Source organism: Gemmata sp. SH-PL17 (genome assembly GCF_001610855.1).
Taxonomy (GTDB): Bacteria; Planctomycetota; Planctomycetia; order Gemmatales; family Gemmataceae; genus Gemmata; species Gemmata massiliana.
On the sequence record NZ_CP011271.1, the window covers coordinates 8,007,326 to 8,023,872 of the forward strand.

Here is a 16,547-nt window from a genome sequence, read left to right on the forward strand (position 1 = left end):
AGACGATCGAGAACCGCTGTACTGAGGTAACGATCAGGTAACGATGATTCGCGTGGGGCGCGAAAAGATTTTCGCCCTCTCTCACGATCCAGGAAGAGTCGATCAACCGAAACGCTGGAATTTCAGCCAATTTCTCACCAAAAAGCGGCGTGGCGAGGTTCTGTGTTTTCCTCTCGCTCGGCGGCGCCGGCCGGTTTATGCTAATGGCTGTTCACACCTGCACCAGCCTACCGCAGTCCGCGTTCTACCTCACCCACCCACCGGGCGCTGATGGTCCGGCTCGCCGCACTCGCGAGGACTACGCCATGCAATTCGATCTCGCTCGAACGCGATTTTCTCTCTCCGCTTGCGCGCGGGGTTTTGGATTGGCATTCGCGCTTGCGACTACCGCTCCTGCGTTCGCGGCCCCGCCGGTTGAGGCGGAAGAACGTAAGGCCGTCATCGGTCAGCCCGCCACCATTGAGGCGTTCCCGCAAACCGTGACGCTCAGTGGAGTAAGAGACGCACGCCAGCTCGTTGTGAACGGGAAGTACGGCGACGGATCGGTGCGCGACCTGACCGGCGTGGTCGATTTGAAGGTCGAGCCGGCCGGCGTGGTCGATCTGCAAGAAGGCGGGTACCTGCGCCCCAAGAAGAACGGGAACGCAACCGTCACCGTTCGCGCGAACGGTAAAGAGGTCCGCGTGGCAGTGACCGTTGCGGGCATGGATAAAGTCACCCCGGTCAGTTTCCGCCGCGACGTGATTGCCGCAATGAACGTGGGCGGGTGCAACATGGGCGCGTGCCACGGCACGCCGAGCGGTAAGAACGGCTTCAAGCTCTCGCTCCGCGGGTTCGACCCGGCCGCGGACTATCTGCAACTCACGCGCGAGCAGTTCGGCCGGCGCACCGGGAAACACGACCCGGAACAGAGCCTCCTGCTGCTCAAGGGCGTGGGCCGCGTTCCGCACGAGGGCGGCCAGCGGTTCGGCGCGACCAGCGTGCCGGGCGAAGTAGTAACGGCGTGGCTCGCGGAAGGGTTGAAGGACGACGCCCCGACGCTGCCGGCCGTGAAGAAGGTCGAAGTCACCCCGCCGGCGCGCCTGCTCAAGGCCCCGAGCAAGTGGCAGCAACTGGGCGTCGTGGCCACGTTCGCCGATGACTCCCAGCGCGACGTGACCCGGCTCACGAACTTCAGCAGCAGCGACCCGTCCATCGCGGACGTCACGCCGACCGGGATGGTCGAGTTCAAGCGCTCGGGCGAGGTCGCGATCCTGTGCCGGTACCTCGAAGAACTGGTCGCGGTGCGCATCACGTACCTCGAACCGCGCGACGGGTTCGTGTGGCCCAAGCCGACCGAAACGAACTTCGTCGACACGCACACGTTCGCCAAGCTCAAGCAGATGAGCATCGCGCCCTCCGAACTGAGCGAGGACCACGAGTTCGTGCGCCGGGCGTACCTCGACTGCATCGGCCGGATGCCCACGACCGACGAGGCCAAAGCCTTCCTCGCCGACAAGGACGCGAAGAAGCGCGACAAACTCATCGACGCGCTCGTCGACACGCCGGAGTTCGCGGACTTCTGGGCGCTCAAGTGGGCCGACGTGCTGCGCTCGAGCCGCAAGACGATCCAGGTGAAGGGCAGCTACGGCATGCAGGCGTGGCTCCGCGGGCACTTCCTGAAGAACACGCCGATGGACAAGATCGTGCAGGAGGTCATCACCGCCAACGGGAACTCCTACTCGAACCCGCCCGCGAACTACTACCGCATCGCGAAAGACCCGACCGCCCTCGCGGAGACGACCGCGCAACTGTTCCTCGGGGTGCGGATGCAGTGCGCGAAGTGCCACAACCACCCGTTCGAGCGCTGGAGCCAGGACGACTACTACGGCATGGCCGCGTGGTTCGCCCGCGTGCGGACCAAGCCGGAACCGACCATCGGGGCCAAGCCGAACGGGGCAGTGACCGCGGAAGTGGTCTTCACCGCGCGCGACGGCGAGGTGAACCAACCGCGCACCGGCAAGCAGATGAAGCCGCGCTACATCGGCACGGGCGACGCGGACGTGAAGCCGAGCGAGGACCGGCGCGCGGTGCTGGCCGCGTGGCTCACCTCGTCGGAGAACGCCTTCTTCAGCAAGTCGGTTGCGAACCGCGTGTGGTTCCACCTGATGGGCAAGGGGATCGTGGACCCGGTGGACGATTTCCGCGACTCCAACCCGTCGTGCAACGACGAGTTGCTCGACGCGCTCGCGAAGGACTTCGCCAAGAACAAGTTCGACATGAAGGTGCTGGTGAAGACCATCATGAAGTCGCGGACGTACCAGCTCTCCGCGCAGCCGAACGACTCGAACCGGGACGACAACAAGTACTTCTCGCACGCGGTGACGAAGCTGCTCACGGCCGAGCAACTGCTGGACGCGATCTGCGACTTCACCGCGATGCCCGAGAAGTTCGCGGGCCTGCCGGTGGGCACCCGGGCAATCCAGCTCCCCGACGGCGAGGTGAACCACCCGTTCCTGAAGGCGTTCGGTCAACCGGCCCGCGAACTGGCGTGCGAGTGCGAGCGCGAGAGCGACGGGAACCTCGCGCAAGCCCTGCAGCTCATCAACGGGCCGACCGTGAACGAGAAGGTCCGCGGGGCGAACAACCGGCTCGGTAAGCTGCTCGCCGCGAAGATGAAGGACGACGAGATCCTGAACGAACTGTACTTCGCCGCGCTCGGGCGCGCCCCGTTCGCGGACGAGAAACAGATCGCGCTGGACCACGTTGCGAAGCGCGACGACAAACGCAAGGCGTGGGAAGACCTGGTTTGGGCGCTCGTGAACACCCGCGAGTTCCTCTTCCGGCACTAAGCGCGCACGCGAAAGAAGAAACCGGCCGGGTTTAACAAGATTAACGGGAACGGACCCACCGCTCCTGCTAATCTTGTTGAACCCGGTCGGTTCTTTTCATTATTGGTTTGGTCCCAATACCATGCGCTCCGCCCTCATCGCCCTTGCTCTTCTCGCGCTCGCGCCCGGCGCGCACGCGGCTGATCCGAAGTCACTGGAATTCAAACTCACGTTCGATAAGGCCGCGTGCGACGTGCCGTTCAGCGGGCGCGTGTACGTGACGATCCGCTCGAACGGGGCCTCTCCCCCGGTCGGCATGAACTGGTTCAAACCCGAACCGGGGCTCGCCAAGGACGTCAAGAACTGGAAGCCCGGCGAACCGCTCGTGCTCAATGCGAAGGCCGTCGCCTATCCCGCACCGCTCGCGGACCTCAAACCCGGGGAGTATCACGTCAGCGCGGTGATGGACCGCGACCTGGGCGGGATCGACTTCCTCGCTTCGCCCGGCAACGTCTACGCGAAGACGAAACAACTCGATCTCGACCCCAAAACGTCCGGCACCATCGAACTCAAGCTCGATCAGGTGGTCAAGGCCCGCGAGTTCAAAGACACCGACACGGTCAAGCTCGTCGAGGTCGAAAGCAAGCTGCTGAGCAAGTTCCACGGTAAGCCGATGAGTCTGCGTGGGGGCGTCGTGCTCCCGCCGTCCTTCGCAAAGGAACCGAACCGCAAGTACCCGGTCGTGTACGAGGTGCCCGGGTTCGGTGGGAACCACTTCGCAGCCGCGGGCGCCGCAGCGCGCAAAGCGTGGGACGTGAACGGCACGGAGATGATCTGGGTGGTGCTCGACCCGAACTGCCGGCTCGGGCACCACGTGTTCGCGGACTCGGAAAACAATGGGCCGGTCGGTCGGGCGCTGGTGGAGGAACTGATTCCACACCTGGAGAAAATTTATCGCGGGAACGGAACGCGATTTGCGACCGGACATTCGTCCGGCGGGTGGAGTAGCTTGTGGCTCCAGGTCGCGCACCCGGACACGTTTGCCGGGTGCTGGTCCACAGCGCCGGACCCGGTCGACTTCCGCGACTTCCAACTGATCGATCTCTACGCGAAGGGCGTGAACACGTTCACCGATGCGGACGGGAAGCCGCGCCCGCTCGGCCGCGCGAACGGCAAACCGATGTTGTTCTTCAAGCCGTTCTCCGACATGGAAGAGTACATGACTCGCGGCGGGCAACTCGGTTCGTTTGAAGCGGTCTTCAGCCCCCGTGGGGCCGACGGCCACCCCCAACATTTGTGGAACCGCGCGACGGGGGCCGTCGACCCGAAGGTCGCGAAGACGTGGGAGAAGTACGACATTCGGCTCGTCCTGGAGCGCAACTGGAAGACGCTCGGACCAAAGCTCGGTGGCAAGATTCACGTATACATGGGCGACGAGGACACGTTCTACCTCGAAGGCGCGACGCGGCTGCTCAAACAATCGCTCGCGGACCTCAAGAGCGACGCCGTGGTGGAACTGTTCCCGAAGCGGAACCACGGGAACCTCGTTGACCCGGTGCTCCGGAAGCGGATGAACGAGGAAATGGCCTCTTCGTGCCGTAAGACCGAGAAAGCCACGCGCTAATCGGGCGGCTCTGTTTCCGTTCGCCTGCGTCTCCTTGAATAGTGAGGGGATTTCGATCCAATTGCAACCGTATCGTCTGTTCGATACGGTTGCGATTTTGTCGTCGGTCCCACGCGGTTACAATCCGGCAGTAACGCGGTCGCTCCCCCGTGTTCCCAGGCCCAACTGTGCCCGACTCACCGAACGATACCTTCCGAGCGATCTTCGATCTGCTCCCCACCCCCGTAGTCGGCTTCGACCGGGACGGGCGCCACACGTTCGTGAACCCGGCCGGGTGCCGCATGGTCGGGCGCCCCCTGGACCAGTTGCTCGGTCTCAAGGTCACGGAGGTCGGGCTGCCGCAAGAGGTCGCGGCCGAGATCAGTGCGAACCTGGAGCGCGTCTGCACCTCGGGCGAGCCGCTCGCGCACACGCTGCGGTTCCCGGCCGCGATCGGCCCCGTCACCCTCCTCGTGAACCTCACCGCGCTCCCCGAGGGCGCCGGGGTGCTCGCCACCGCGACCAACATCACCGCCCAATCTCACGCCGAAATCGCCCTGCGCGAGAGCGAGGAGCGGTACCGCAAGGTCGTCGAGGACCAAACGGAGGTCGTGTGCCGGTTCCGCCCGGACGGGACCATCACGTTCGTCAACGACGTGTACTGCCGCATGTTCGGGAAGCGCGTCGAAGAGTTGATCGGGCACTCGTGGCAACCGCTCGTTCACCCGGACGACCGCGCGCACATCGAGTCCGAACTCGCGACGATGGCACCGACCAAACCGGTGGTCCGGATCGAGAACCGTTTGACGGACGGGGCCGGGCGGATGCGCTGGATGGAGTTCGTGAACCGCGGGTTCTACGTGCCGAGCGGCGAGTTGGTCGAGGTGCAAGCGGTCGGCCGGGACGTGACCGACCGCCGGGCCGCGGAGGACGCCCGGCGCGAACTGGAAGCCGATCTGCGTGCGCGCGAGCAACAACAGAAATACGATCGCCAGTTGCTCCAGTCGCAGAAATTAGAAAGTCTCGGGGTGCTGGCGGGCGGGATCGCGCACGACTTCAACAACCTGCTCACCGCGATGCTCGGGTACGCCTCGCTGAGCCGGATGCGGCTCCCGCCGAACGACCCGATCAGCGAGGACTTAAAGCGGATCGAGTCCGCGGCCCAGCGCGCGGCCGAACTGTGCCAGCAGATGCTCGCCTACGCGGGGCGCGGGCAGTTCGTCGTTCACCCGGTCGACCTGAACGTGCTCACCCAGGAGATGAGCCAGCTCCTGGCCACGGCCCTCTCGAAGCGGGCCGTTCTCAAGTACAACCTGACGATCGGGCTCCCCTCGGTTCAGGCCGACCCGACGCAACTCCGGCAAATCGTGATGAACCTCATCACCAACGCCTCGGACGCGATCGAACCGCGGAGCGGGGTCATCACCCTGACGACCGGGCTCATCGACGCGGACGCGCGCTACCTGTCCGAGATCCAGGCCGCCGCGGAACTCGCGCCCGGCCGGTACGTGTACCTCGAAGTGTCGGACACCGGCAGCGGGATGACGGAGGACGTACAGTCGAAGATCTTCGACCCGTTCTTCACCACGAAGTTCACCGGGCGCGGGCTGGGGTTGGCCGCGGTGCAGGGGATCGTCCGCGCCCACCGGGGCGCGATCAAGGTGTACTCGCAGGTGGGCAAGGGAACCACGTTCAAGGTGTTGCTCCCGGCACTCGACCGGCCCAGCGAAACGAGCGTGCCGGTGCCCGCGGTGCCGACGATGGCCGGGCGCGGGCGCCGGGTGCTCGTGGTGGACGACGAGGAAGACGTGCAGGTGTTCACCCGGAAGATCCTCGAACTCGTCGGGTTCGTGGTCACCGTGGCCCGCGACGGGCGGGCGGGGGTCGAGGCGTTCGCCGTCGAACCGGGCGAGTTCGCTCTCGTGCTCCTCGACCTGACCATGCCGCGGCTCGGCGGCGCGGAGGCGTACCGCGAGATGCGGCGCTTGCGGGGGGACGTCCGCGTCGTCCTCACCAGCGGGTTCGCGGCGCAAGAAGCGACGTCCGGGTTCGAGGGAAAAGGGTTGGCCGGTTTCCTGCGCAAGCCGTTTCGGGCCGATGAACTATTAAAGATCGTAATTGATACTGTTGGGCCGTAGCTTTTCGGCGGGCGGAGGGTGGTTATGAGTTTCGCCGACCGGGTCCGGCGCGAGCGGGCGACCAACGTGTTCCTCGTGCGCGGGAACGATTCGACCGGCCGCGCGGCGTGGTACTTCCTGCTGGTGGACCCGGCGAAGCGGACCGCGTTCCAGCGCGCGTCTTCCGGCGAACTCGAACTGAACGCTTACGGGCGCGTCATCGCGTCCGGCTACGGCACCGATCCGCCGGCCGACGTGAGCGCCCGCATGAAAACCGAGTACGGCTTTACCGGCGAATAACCGGACCGTCTGCTAATACACATTTCGCGATTCGCCCACACCCTCCCCAACGCAAGTGGTATCATCCGGCGGGTACTAACACCCGGCCCTCTCCATCTATCAGGGACGCATCCACATGCGCTGCTTTGTTCCACTGCTACTCGTGCTCGCCCCCGGTGTGGCTCTCGGTCAGGACAAGAAATCCGGTGATCAGAAGTCTGGTGCGCCCAAAGAGGCGCCGGTCGTGAAGCCCCGCGAGGGGAAGAGTGAGACGATCAAGCTCTTCGACGGCAAAACCCTCGACGGCTGGGAGGGCTACACCGACCTGTGGTCGGTCAAGGACGGCGTCATCGTCGCGAAGAACACGGACCCGCTGAAGTTCAGCACGTACCTGCTGACCAAGAACAAGTACACCGACTTCCGGCTCACGTTCGCGTCGAAGCTGGTCACGTCCGAGATGCACTCCGGTGTGTGTTTCTGGGGCATTGTGAAGCCGGAGGTGAGCAAGGAACCGGAAAAGGATCGCACGAAACACACCTACGCAGGGCACCTCGTCATGTTCCCGTCCGGGTACGGAATGTACGACCTGTTCGGGCGCAACGGCCTCCCGGTGGACGGTGGACCGGCGAAGAAGGTCGGCAAGCAGCACGACTGGAACGACATCGAAATTTTGGCCCAGGGCAACCGCGTCCGCGTCGCGGTCAACGGGACCGCGGTCGTGGACTGGCGCGACCCGCTCCCGGACCGCATCAAGGAAGCCCCGATCGGCCTCCAGTTGCACTCGAACACGGTACCGCAAGAGGTTCAGTTTAAGGGGCTGGTGCTGGAAACGTTCCCGAAGGAAGACAAGCTACTCACCGTCAAATGACCCGGGGACGTTCTATCCGGGTTGAACGAATCCTCGGAAGGGTGTATATCAATCACGGGAACATCCGTGGCGCCCGATGTTCTTTCGGGTTCACGTTTTGCAACCACTGAAACCTGTGATACTCTTAATAACACGAGACCCGATCGTCCCTCTTCACGTCGCTGCCTCCGCCCGGCGATCGGGATCGCCCTACTGTCGTCCATTATGACAGCTCCCCCGCTCGCCGTTTCCGACGTCCGGTTCCACCGCTTCAGCCGGGCCGTTGCCCTCGTCGTCGGCTCGGTCGGGGCGGTCGTTTTGGTCGGGTGGGCGTTCAACGTTTCCGTACTCACCAGCCCCAGCCCCGAACTCGGGGTCATGAAAGCGAACACCGCCAGCGGGTTCCTGGCATCTGGGGTCGCGCTGTTTCTCTCTGTCTCGGGCACGCGATTGAAATGGGTGGGGCGGTCAGCGGCCGCGCTTGCCATAACCATTGGGCTTCTCACACTTTCGCAGTACCTCGCTGAACTCGAATTAGGGATCGATCAGCTCATTGCCCCGGTCGGTCCCGGTTACCCCGCGTCCCCCCACCCGGGGCGGATGGCGCCGGCCACAGCCACGAGTTTCATCCTGATCGGGCTGGCCCTGCTGCTCCTGGATGCCCCCGCCATTCGGGGACGGGCTCCCGCTCACGTACTGGCCCTGTTGGTCGCCGCCATCGCTCTGATCGTCCTGGCGGGGTACATCTACGGGGTCGCGTCTCTGCACGAAGTCTGGCCATTTTCTGCCGTGTCCGCACCTGCGGCCTGCGCACTTTTCTTGTTGGCTCTGGGTACCCTGGCGGCCCGTCCCAGCCGGGGAATTGTGGGCGTCATCGCGAGTGGGACGGCGGGCGGGTTGGTGATCCGCCGGCAACTGCCGCTCGCCGCGGTGGGTCTGTTCGCGCTCGGTTGGGTACGATTGGCCGGTGAGCGGGCCGGGTATTACGACACTACATTCGGTCTGGCGCTGATGGTGGTATCGGCTACGGCCCTGTTCACGGCCCTCGTGGTCTGGACCGGGTTAACCGTTCACGCCCTGGATCTGCGGTTGCGGGACGCCGAGGAGGAAGCCCGTCAACGGGCCGAGGTGCTCCGTGCGGTAATGGGGAGCGTCCCCGACGCGGTCGTCACAATGGACGATCGCGGCATCATCCGGTCCGCGAACCCGGCCGCGGACCGCGCGTTCGGGTACCCGGAGGGCGAACTTGTTGGGCACCCGATGCGGGAACTGGTCGCGGAACCGCTCGGCGCGGAACTCGCCGATGTTCCGTCAGCGATAAAGCGCCCCACGAATGGTATCGGGCGCGAGGTCCAGGGCCGGCGGCGCGACGGGGCGACGTTCCCCGCCGAACTCTCGGTGGCCGCATTCCGATTGGGGGACGCGGCCCATTTCACCGTTGTGGTGCGCGACGCGACCGGGCGCAAGAAGCTCGAAGAGCAGTTCCGTCAGGCTCAGAAGATGGAAGCCGTGGGTCGGCTCGCGGGCGGGGTGGCACACGACTTCAACAACCTGCTCACCATCATCAACGGGTATTGCGAGGTGCTCCTCGCAGCCCGAACTTACACGAACGCGGACCGCACCGCGGCAGAAGCGATCCGCGACGCCGGAGACCGGGCCGCGGCCCTCACGCGACAACTGCTGACGTTCAGCCGCAAAGCGATCACCGAGCCGCAAGTGCTAGATTTGAATGAGGTTGTTACCCGATCGGTGAAGCTGCTCGACCGACTGATCGGGGCGGACGTGGTCCTGTCCACCGCGCCGGCCCAGGATCTCGCGCCCGTGCGTGCGGACCCGAGTCAGATCGAGCAGGTCGTCATGAACCTGGCCGTGAACGCCCGGGACGCAATGCCCAAGGGCGGGCGCCTCACGATCGAGACGCGGAACGTGCGTTTGGACGAGGGGGACGAGGAGACGTACCCGGACCTCGCTCCCGGGCGGTACGTTCAATTGGCCGTGTCCGACACCGGCGAAGGAATGACGGACGAGGTGAAGGCGCGCATGTTCGAGCCGTTCTTCACCACGAAGGCCCCGGGCCGGGGAACCGGCTTGGGACTGGCGATGGTGTACGGCGTCGTTCAGACCCACGGCGGGTACGTCGACGTGTACAGCGAGCTGGGTGTGGGGACCACGTTCAAGATCCTGCTCCCGGCAACAACCGAAACCGAGCCCAGAAGTCGCGTGGACGACCGGGCGCCGGTCAAGCGGGGCACGGAGACGGTGCTGATTGCGGAAGACGAGGACGGGGTCCGGCGGCTCGCCCGGTTGACCCTGGAGAGCCAGGGGTACCGGGTGCTGGAAGCAGCGAACGGGGCGGAGGCGATCGCGGTGGCGGCTGCCTATACGGGGCCGATTCACATGCTGGTAACGGACGTGGTGATGCCGGGGACGAACGGGCGCAAGGCGGCCGAAGCGATCCGGGCACAGCGCCAGTACTTGAAGGTGCTGTTCATGAGTGGGTACACGGACGACGCGGTCGTCCGGCACGGGATCGTCGAAGCGACCGACGCCTTCCTCCAGAAGCCGTTCACCCCGCAATCCCTGGCGCACAAGGTGCGGGCCGTTCTCGACGGGAGCGGCTGAAGCGATTCTTACCGTCTGGTCTTTGTTACCTTGCGGAAGACACGTAACCCCTCACGAAATGCTTGTCTTTCCTTCTTCAGAGCTTGTTCGCTTTCTTCTTTGGACACCCAACGTGAATAACAACCACCTCGGATTGTAATTAATTTCTGCCAGCCTTGATCATCACCGTCAGCGGGTAAGCGGTCACTGTCTTCTTGAAGGACCAGCAGGCACTCTTCCGGGCACCCGTCCAGGAACTCACCGATGTTCTCTTCCGTGAGTTGTTCCCAGACACGCGACGCGAGCTCCGGGCCGGTAAATATTCCCCTGGTGTACCACTTCAACAAATGCAGCGGGTGCTGTGTCAGCACCGGTTTTGGTTGGTATTCATTCCACCACTTGATCTGCTCGTCCTGACTCAATTTCCCCCATTCTTCCGGGGAAATGCTGTTTGGGCGCCAAATTATCCGTTCGGCCATGAGTCACCTCACATTTCTCGGCGTTGATCCCAATATTTGGCCAGATTGCCGTCTAGCAGATCAGGATGACAGACGATTGCGGCGTGATTCGTGTCGTCGAAGTTCTCCCTCTTCATCGAACCGCTTATTGCCGTTTTCGTCGCAATTGTCGTAATCCCAATTCACATTGAAAGTACCATCCGAACGCAACTCAAAACTGACTCGCCCCCACACCGGTTGCCCCGTCTCTCTAAATCGTTCTCGAAGTTGCCGGAAGGCACGACTTCCACCGGCAGAGGGCTGAAAAGACTTCGCTTTGCCGTCCGCTTTGCGAGTGTACTCCGCCTCGTAAGTGCTCCCATCAGCGTAGAAAATCGCTTCAAATTGTGCCGCATCCCAATCCTCTGGGATCGCCGCCTGCATGGAGCCTGCAATTTGCTGGAACAGTGGTTCGAGTCCATCGATCATGGTTCGGTCCTCTGGTCCCGGCGCGGTCGGTTCCGCAGTTTACCATCACCGCGCCCGAACCAGGAGTCCGCATGTCCGAGCCGACGCCACCCTATATCGCCGTCCAAGTCCCGATGATGCCCCGCGACACGAACCGGCACGGGACCATCTTCGGCGGCGTGCTGCTGTCGTACATCGACTTGGCCGGGGCGATCACCGCCCAGCGCGAATTGCAGCTCCGCGGCGGGAACCCGAAGGCGTCGTTCGTCACGGTCGCGATCAACCGCGTCGAGTTCAAGAAGCCGGTGCTCGTCGGAGACGTGGTGCGGTTCGAGACGTCCGTGGTTCGAGTCGGGCGCACGTCAATGACTGTTCACATCGAGGTTTACGCCGAGCGCGGCGCGGACACGATTCACGTGACCTCCGCGGAGGGCGTGTTCGTCGGCGTGGACCTGTCTACGCCCGAGCGCAAGCCGGTGGAACTGTTCCCGAAGGCGTAAATCCTGCTCGCAAAAGCGGTGGGGGCACGCGAGCCGCCCCTACCGCCCGCGGCGGCCGGGTTCACCTTGTTCCGGCGCTTGAGACACGTATACAAACTGTTGTCCGCGCACTGCCGAAATACGGGGCCGCACAATGAGTTTTTCCTCGTTCCACCTCTACTTCGACGACCTGGAACTGGGCCAGGAGTGGACGTCCGGTGGGCGCACGGTTACGGACGCGGACATCGTGAACTTTGCCGGATTCAGCGGCGACTTCAACCCGATCCACATCGACCACGAGTTCGCCAAGGGCACCCCGTTCCGCCGGCCCATCGCGCACGGGTTCGCGATCTTCTGCATCGCCAGCGGTCTGGGCATCATCGCGCCGCCGGTCCGCACGATCGCGATGCTCCGGGTCTGCGTGTGGAACTTCCACCTGCCGGTCTTCATCGGCGACACCGTCCACAACGTGAGCCGCGTGAAAGAGAAAACGCTCCGCGGGCGCGGGCGCCGCGGGGAGATCCTCTGGCAGCGGTCCATCATCAACCAGGACGGTAAGGTGGTGCAGGACGGCGAGGTGATTACGCTCGTCGAGTGCCGGACGCCGGCCCGCGAAGCCGCGGCCCAAGAGACGGCCCCCGCTCCCGCGTCGAACACCCGGCCGATGTAACTACGGCCCAAGAGTGTGGAACTCCAGCGCGCGGAACGGGGGAGCTGACGCTCGAACCTTCCGCGCGCTTCTCGTATCCTTGCTTTGGTTCCGTTCCGAGTTCCGACGGCCGCACCGCCATGACAGTTCGCACACGTTTCGCGCCCAGCCCGACGGGCTACCTGCACATCGGGGGCGTTCGCACCGCTCTCTTCAACTGGCTCTACGCCCGGCGCCACGAGGGGCAGTTCGTCCTCCGCATCGACGACACCGACGCGGCCCGTAACCGCGCCGAGGCCGTGAAGCCCATTCTCGACGGCTTCGACTGGCTCGGCATGGACTGGGACGAGGGGCCGACGAAGGACGCCAGCGGCGACAGCTTCGGCCCGCACAAGCCGTACTTCCAGGGCCAGCGCAACGACAAGTACGTCGCCGCCGCCATGAAGCTGATGGCCGAGGGCAAGGCGTACCCGGACTACACCACGCAGGCCGAGCAGGACAGCCGGCGCGACCTCGCGGCGCGGCTCAAGAAAGCCTACGTCCACCGCGGGAGCAACCGCGACGCTGCCCCCGAGGAGAACCTGCGCCTCTACAAAGAGAAGCCCGCGCCGGTTCTGCTGAAAGTCCCGGTCGGCGAGACGGTGGTGTTCGAGGACCACGTCCGCGGCCGCGTCGAGGTGAGCACCGACACGATCCGCGACCCGGCCCTGCTGCGTGCGCCGAACGAGGCGGGCGTGTGCGGCGCGCTGTACGCCTTCGCGACGGTCGTCGATGAGGTCGATTTCGGCATCACGCACGTGATTCGCGCGGAGGAGCACCTCTCCAACACGCCGGTGCAGGTGCTCATCTACAAAGCGCTCGGTGCGAAAGTGCCGGAGTTCGCGCACATTCCTCTTGTTAATTACAAGAGCGAGAAGATGAGCAAACGGCGGCTGCCCGCACTCTCTGCCGACGAGATCACCAAACTTAAGGCGTGCGGGTGGACCGACGACGAGATCAAGGGGCGCGACGATCTGAACATTGCTACTGTCGCTTATTACCGTGAGTTGGGGTACCTCCCCGGCGCATTGCTTAATTACCTTGTGCGACTCGGTTGGTCACTCAATGAGACCGATGAGTTCATCCCGCTTGATGTCGTGTTGAAGAACTTCAGTTTGGACCGCGTCACGAAAGCGTCCGGCAACTTCGACGAAAAGAAGTTGAACTGGCTGCAAGGCGAGTACATGAAGTTGCTCTCGCCCGCGGAGAAGCTGGAGCGCTCGCTCCCATATCTCCGGCGCGCGAAGCTCGTGAGCGATCCGATCCCGGAAGCGACCCACGCGCTCCTCCTGAAGATCGCAGAGGCTTCGGCGGAGCGCATCAAATTGCTGTCCGACTTCGTGTTTTACGCGGCCCCTCTCCTGAAGGACGTGCCGGACTACAACCCGAAGGCGGTCGCCGACAAGCTCGCGAAGCCCGGCATCGCGGACCGGCTCCGCGGATTCGCGGACGAGCTTCGTGTCCTAGAGCCGTTCGACGCGCCGACGATCCTGGCGGCGTTCATGGGCTACGCGACCAAGGTGGGCGTGAAGCCCCGGGATCTCGACGGCCCACTTCGCGTCGCGGTGACCGGTGAGACGACCGGCTTCGGCTTGCCGGAAACGCTCGTGCTCCTCGGCCGCGACAAGGTGCTCGCCCGGATTGAGAACGCCATCAAGATGACGTAAAATAGGGGCTGGTGCAGCGGAGGGCGAAAATGGTCACGCCGATGTTACGCGAACTCGCGGGACCGTTTCCGCCCTTCTTTTGGTTCGAGGAGCCGGGGTTCCCCTACGAACGCGGGGTTCGGCACTTGGTCGATGCCTGGGACCGCGCTTGTCATCAGGCAATTCAGAGCGGCTCGGTCGAGGAGTTGCACGCCGCTCGGGACGACTATCAGGCGGTACTCACGGGGCACATCAAGGTTCTCGACGGTTATTCTGTGCTGGCGAACCGGTTCTCGGGTGAGTACCCGCACCCGGAACTTGTGAACCGCCTCCCGCGTCTGCGCGATCAGCTCCAGAAGCACTACGATTCACTCTTCCCGCGCTGGCAAGTGCTCGAAGACCTCGAAACAATCCTACTGGAACGTGTTTCGCTCTCGAACGATCAACTCAAGGAGTTGGCCGCGAAGAACCCGCCACCGCAAGCGTGGTTCGATGAAGCCGACGACACACTCGCGACGCCGGAGTAGCCCGCCGTGAGTTCGCCCCTCCAACAAGGACGGATCGTGTGGATCGAGGTGCTCGATCCACAGGGCCGGAACCCAAAACGGCGACCGGCGGTTGTTTTGACTCCTACGGTCGAAATCACTGCCGAAGGAGAAATTGTCGTTGCGGCGATGAGCACCCAAATCGATCAGTCGCCGCCGAACGTATCGGTCGAAGTCCCCTGGCACCGCGACGGGCACCCGCGGACCAAGTTGAACCGGCGCAACGTTGTGGTGTGCTCGTGGTTGATCACGGTGTCGGTCGCCGCAATCAGCCCTGGTGATGTGGGCGGAGTTGTGCCGTTTGCGGAGATGGCTCGTATTCTGGAGATTGTTCGCGCGCTGCGAAGTGCCCCCGCGGACCCCGTACCACCAGAAACAGAACCGAATTCATGAAAGAATTCCACCTCATCGGCCTCGGTAACTCGCTGGTCGATATCCTCCTCGAACTAAACGACGCAGAGTTCGGGCCGCTCGCGTTCGAGAAGGGGACGATGCGCCTCACCGAGCGCGAGGAGCAGCAGAAGCTGCTCACCGCGTTCCACGGGCGCGAACCGCGCCTCGTGAGCGGCGGGAGCGTGGCGAACTCCGTCATCGCGTGCTCGCAGCTCGGCGGTAAGGGGGCGTTCATCGGGTGCGTGGGCGACGACCGCTACGGCCTGCACTACACCGAAGAGTTCCGCGAACTGGACATCGACTTCACAAACGCCCCGCTCGTGGGCGAAACGACCGGTACCTGCGTGAGCATCATCACGCCCGACGCCGAGCGCACGATGCGCACGTGCCTCGCGGTGTCGAGCCACCTCGCGGCGCGCCACGTGCCCGCCGAGAAGATCGCCGCGAGCGAGTGGCTGTTCGTGGAGGGGTATATCTTCGCGAACCCCGCGACCGGCCAGCTCGCGATCCGTGAATCGCTCAAAGCGGCGAAAGCGAGCGGCACGAAGATCGCTCTGACGTGCTCCGACGCCTTCATCCCGCAAGTGTTCGGCGAAGCGTTCCACGAAGCACTCAAGCAGAGCGACCTGCTCTTCTGTAACGCAACCGAGGCAATGGCGGTTGCGGGGACGAGTACGGCCGAGGAAGCGTTCGCGAAACTGAAAAGCGTCGTTCCGAACGTCGTCGTCACCGACGGCCCGAACGGCGCGTTCCTCCGCTACCACGACGCGGAGCACCACATCCCGGCGTTCGAGTGCAAGCCGGCCGACCTGACCGGCGCGGGCGACATGTTCGCGGGGGCGTTCCTCTACGGTATCACGCACGGGATCGCCGCGGAAAAAGCGGCCCGGGCCGCGAACTTCCTGGCAATGAAGGTCATTACCCAAATCGGCGCGCGGCTCCACCACGGGGTGCGTGACTACTGGCGCGAGGCGTGCGTTTAGAAATCGCACTAATCACAGAAAACATGAAACGAACGAGAACGTTTATTGGTGTCGATGTCGGCGCCGCGATTCGCGGGAGCGCGACCGCGCTCCAACGGGAACTGGCGAAAATCGCAACGGGCGTGAAATGGGTGACGCCCGAGAACATGCACGTCACACTGCTGTTCCTAGGCGAAGTGGACGACCGAGAACTGCACGCGGTGTGCAAAGCCGTTAAAGCGGTCGCCGCGAGCGAACCGCCGTTCTCCCTCCGGGTTTCTGGCGTAGGCGCGTTCCCGACCCCACGGCGCCCGAAAGTGCTGTGGGGCGGCGTCACCGACGGCGCGGAATCGCTCCAGCGGCTGTACACGGACCTCGAAGAAGAAATGCTGGAACTCGGCTGCTACCGCACCGAGGAGCGCGGGTACACGCCGCACCTTACACTCGGTCGCATCAATAGCCCCGAAGACGGGTTCGCACTCGCGACCGAAATTCCCAAGCGGATGGCGTGGCAGGGCGGGCGCGTCGCGGTTGAAGAAGTCGTGGTGTATTGCAGCGAAATGGACCGCGACGGCCCGGCGTACACGGTCCTGGGGCGCGCCCCTCTGACCGGCAAAGCGCGTTCGTGACCTTCCGACTGGCACACGCAATCCGCACACACATCACGTCTGC

At 64.1% G+C, this 16,547-nt stretch carries 15 protein-coding genes; 13 read left to right on the forward strand and 2 right to left on the reverse strand.

Going from position 1 to position 16,547, the window contains the following annotated elements:
- Nucleotides 1-365: 365 nt before the first annotated feature.
- The 6 genes from VT84_RS33365 to VT84_RS33390 all read left to right on the forward strand — a co-directional run bounded on the left by VT84_RS33365 (nt 366) and on the right by VT84_RS33390 (nt 10,278).
- Nucleotides 366-2,831: a DUF1549 and DUF1553 domain-containing protein gene (locus VT84_RS33365; protein ID WP_239465541.1), complete on the forward strand. Its 2,466-nt coding sequence runs from the start codon at nt 366-368 to the stop codon at nt 2,829-2,831.
- Nucleotides 2,832-2,952: 121 nt separating this feature from the next.
- Nucleotides 2,953-4,434: an alpha/beta hydrolase-fold protein gene (locus tag VT84_RS33370; protein ID WP_082842581.1), complete on the forward strand. Its 1,482-nt coding sequence runs from the start codon at nt 2,953-2,955 to the stop codon at nt 4,432-4,434.
- A 167-nt stretch (nt 4,435-4,601) separates the two neighbouring features.
- The gene (locus tag VT84_RS33375) at nt 4,602-6,551 is read left to right on the forward strand and encodes a PAS domain-containing sensor histidine kinase (protein WP_162271936.1); all 1,950 of its coding nucleotides are present in this window, start codon (nt 4,602-4,604) and stop codon (nt 6,549-6,551) included.
- A 24-nt stretch (nt 6,552-6,575) separates the two neighbouring features.
- Complete coding sequence (locus VT84_RS33380; protein ID WP_082842583.1) at nt 6,576-6,830, forward strand: hypothetical protein; 255 nt, start codon at nt 6,576-6,578, stop codon at nt 6,828-6,830.
- A 115-nt stretch (nt 6,831-6,945) separates the two neighbouring features.
- Nucleotides 6,946-7,677: a DUF1080 domain-containing protein gene (locus VT84_RS33385; protein ID WP_082842584.1), complete on the forward strand. Its 732-nt coding sequence runs from the start codon at nt 6,946-6,948 to the stop codon at nt 7,675-7,677.
- Between the two features lie 204 nt (nt 7,678-7,881).
- Nucleotides 7,882-10,278, forward strand: a complete 2,397-nt coding sequence (locus tag VT84_RS33390) for a PAS domain-containing sensor histidine kinase (RefSeq protein ID WP_082842585.1) — start codon at nt 7,882-7,884, stop codon at nt 10,276-10,278.
- Between the two features lie 8 nt (nt 10,279-10,286).
- On the opposite strand, the gene VT84_RS33395 is transcribed toward VT84_RS33390, so the two are convergent.
- Both VT84_RS33395 and VT84_RS33400 read right to left on the reverse strand, forming a co-directional pair.
- Nucleotides 10,287-10,736, reverse strand: coding sequence for a hypothetical protein (locus VT84_RS33395; protein ID WP_082842586.1), 450 nt, complete (start codon nt 10,734-10,736; stop codon nt 10,287-10,289).
- A gap of 60 nt (nt 10,737-10,796) precedes the next feature.
- On the reverse strand, nt 10,797-11,183 hold the full coding sequence (locus tag VT84_RS33400; RefSeq protein ID WP_082842587.1) for an immunity protein YezG family protein: 387 nt from the start codon (nt 11,181-11,183) through the stop codon (nt 10,797-10,799).
- A gap of 71 nt (nt 11,184-11,254) precedes the next feature.
- Here VT84_RS33400 and VT84_RS33405 point away from each other — a divergent pair, with 71 nt between their 5' ends.
- The 7 genes from VT84_RS33405 to thpR all read left to right on the forward strand — a co-directional run bounded on the left by VT84_RS33405 (nt 11,255) and on the right by thpR (nt 16,504).
- Nucleotides 11,255-11,662 (forward strand): acyl-CoA thioesterase, encoded by a 408-nt coding sequence (locus tag VT84_RS33405; protein WP_082842588.1) that lies wholly within the window; start codon nt 11,255-11,257, stop codon nt 11,660-11,662.
- A gap of 133 nt (nt 11,663-11,795) precedes the next feature.
- On the forward strand, nt 11,796-12,311 hold the full coding sequence (locus VT84_RS33410; RefSeq protein WP_082842589.1) for a MaoC/PaaZ C-terminal domain-containing protein: 516 nt from the start codon (nt 11,796-11,798) through the stop codon (nt 12,309-12,311).
- Nucleotides 12,312-12,430: 119 nt separating this feature from the next.
- Nucleotides 12,431-13,996, forward strand: coding sequence for a glutamate--tRNA ligase (locus VT84_RS33415; RefSeq protein ID WP_082842590.1), 1,566 nt, complete (start codon nt 12,431-12,433; stop codon nt 13,994-13,996).
- Between the two features lie 29 nt (nt 13,997-14,025).
- The gene (locus VT84_RS33420; RefSeq protein WP_052550983.1) at nt 14,026-14,502 is read left to right on the forward strand and encodes a hypothetical protein; all 477 of its coding nucleotides are present in this window, start codon (nt 14,026-14,028) and stop codon (nt 14,500-14,502) included.
- A gap of 6 nt (nt 14,503-14,508) precedes the next feature.
- Entirely contained in the window at nt 14,509-14,913 is a 405-nt protein-coding gene (locus tag VT84_RS33425; protein ID WP_052550980.1) for a type II toxin-antitoxin system PemK/MazF family toxin, read from the forward strand.
- On the forward strand, nt 14,910-15,896 hold the full coding sequence (locus VT84_RS33430; RefSeq protein ID WP_082842591.1) for an adenosine kinase: 987 nt from the start codon (nt 14,910-14,912) through the stop codon (nt 15,894-15,896). Before VT84_RS33425 ends, VT84_RS33430 begins: the two co-directional genes overlap by 4 nt.
- A 23-nt stretch (nt 15,897-15,919) precedes the next feature.
- Complete coding sequence (gene thpR, locus VT84_RS33435; protein WP_157470124.1) at nt 15,920-16,504, forward strand: RNA 2',3'-cyclic phosphodiesterase; 585 nt, start codon at nt 15,920-15,922, stop codon at nt 16,502-16,504.
- The last annotated feature ends 43 nt before the right edge of the window (nt 16,505-16,547 follow it).

Bases quoted from the DNA above. Each gene is read 5' to 3' on its own strand.
- VT84_RS33370 (WP_082842581.1), top strand. From the start codon at position 2,953: ATGCGCTCCGCCCTCATCGCCCTTGCTCTTCTCGCGCTCGCGCCCGGC.
- VT84_RS33380 (WP_082842583.1), top strand. From the start codon at position 6,576: ATGAGTTTCGCCGACCGGGTCCGGCGCGAGCGGGCGACCAACGTGTTC.
- VT84_RS33385 (WP_082842584.1), top strand. From the start codon at position 6,946: ATGCGCTGCTTTGTTCCACTGCTACTCGTGCTCGCCCCCGGTGTGGCT.
- VT84_RS33390 (WP_082842585.1), top strand. From the start codon at position 7,882: ATGACAGCTCCCCCGCTCGCCGTTTCCGACGTCCGGTTCCACCGCTTC.
- VT84_RS33395 (WP_082842586.1), bottom strand. From the start codon at position 10,736: ATGGCCGAACGGATAATTTGGCGCCCAAACAGCATTTCCCCGGAAGAA.
- VT84_RS33400 (WP_082842587.1), bottom strand. From the start codon at position 11,183: ATGATCGATGGACTCGAACCACTGTTCCAGCAAATTGCAGGCTCCATG.
- VT84_RS33405 (WP_082842588.1), top strand. From the start codon at position 11,255: ATGTCCGAGCCGACGCCACCCTATATCGCCGTCCAAGTCCCGATGATG.
- VT84_RS33410 (WP_082842589.1), top strand. From the start codon at position 11,796: ATGAGTTTTTCCTCGTTCCACCTCTACTTCGACGACCTGGAACTGGGC.
- VT84_RS33415 (WP_082842590.1), top strand. From the start codon at position 12,431: ATGACAGTTCGCACACGTTTCGCGCCCAGCCCGACGGGCTACCTGCAC.
- VT84_RS33420 (WP_052550983.1), top strand. From the start codon at position 14,026: ATGGTCACGCCGATGTTACGCGAACTCGCGGGACCGTTTCCGCCCTTC.
- VT84_RS33430 (WP_082842591.1), top strand. From the start codon at position 14,910: ATGAAAGAATTCCACCTCATCGGCCTCGGTAACTCGCTGGTCGATATC.
- thpR (WP_157470124.1), top strand. From the start codon at position 15,920: ATGAAACGAACGAGAACGTTTATTGGTGTCGATGTCGGCGCCGCGATT.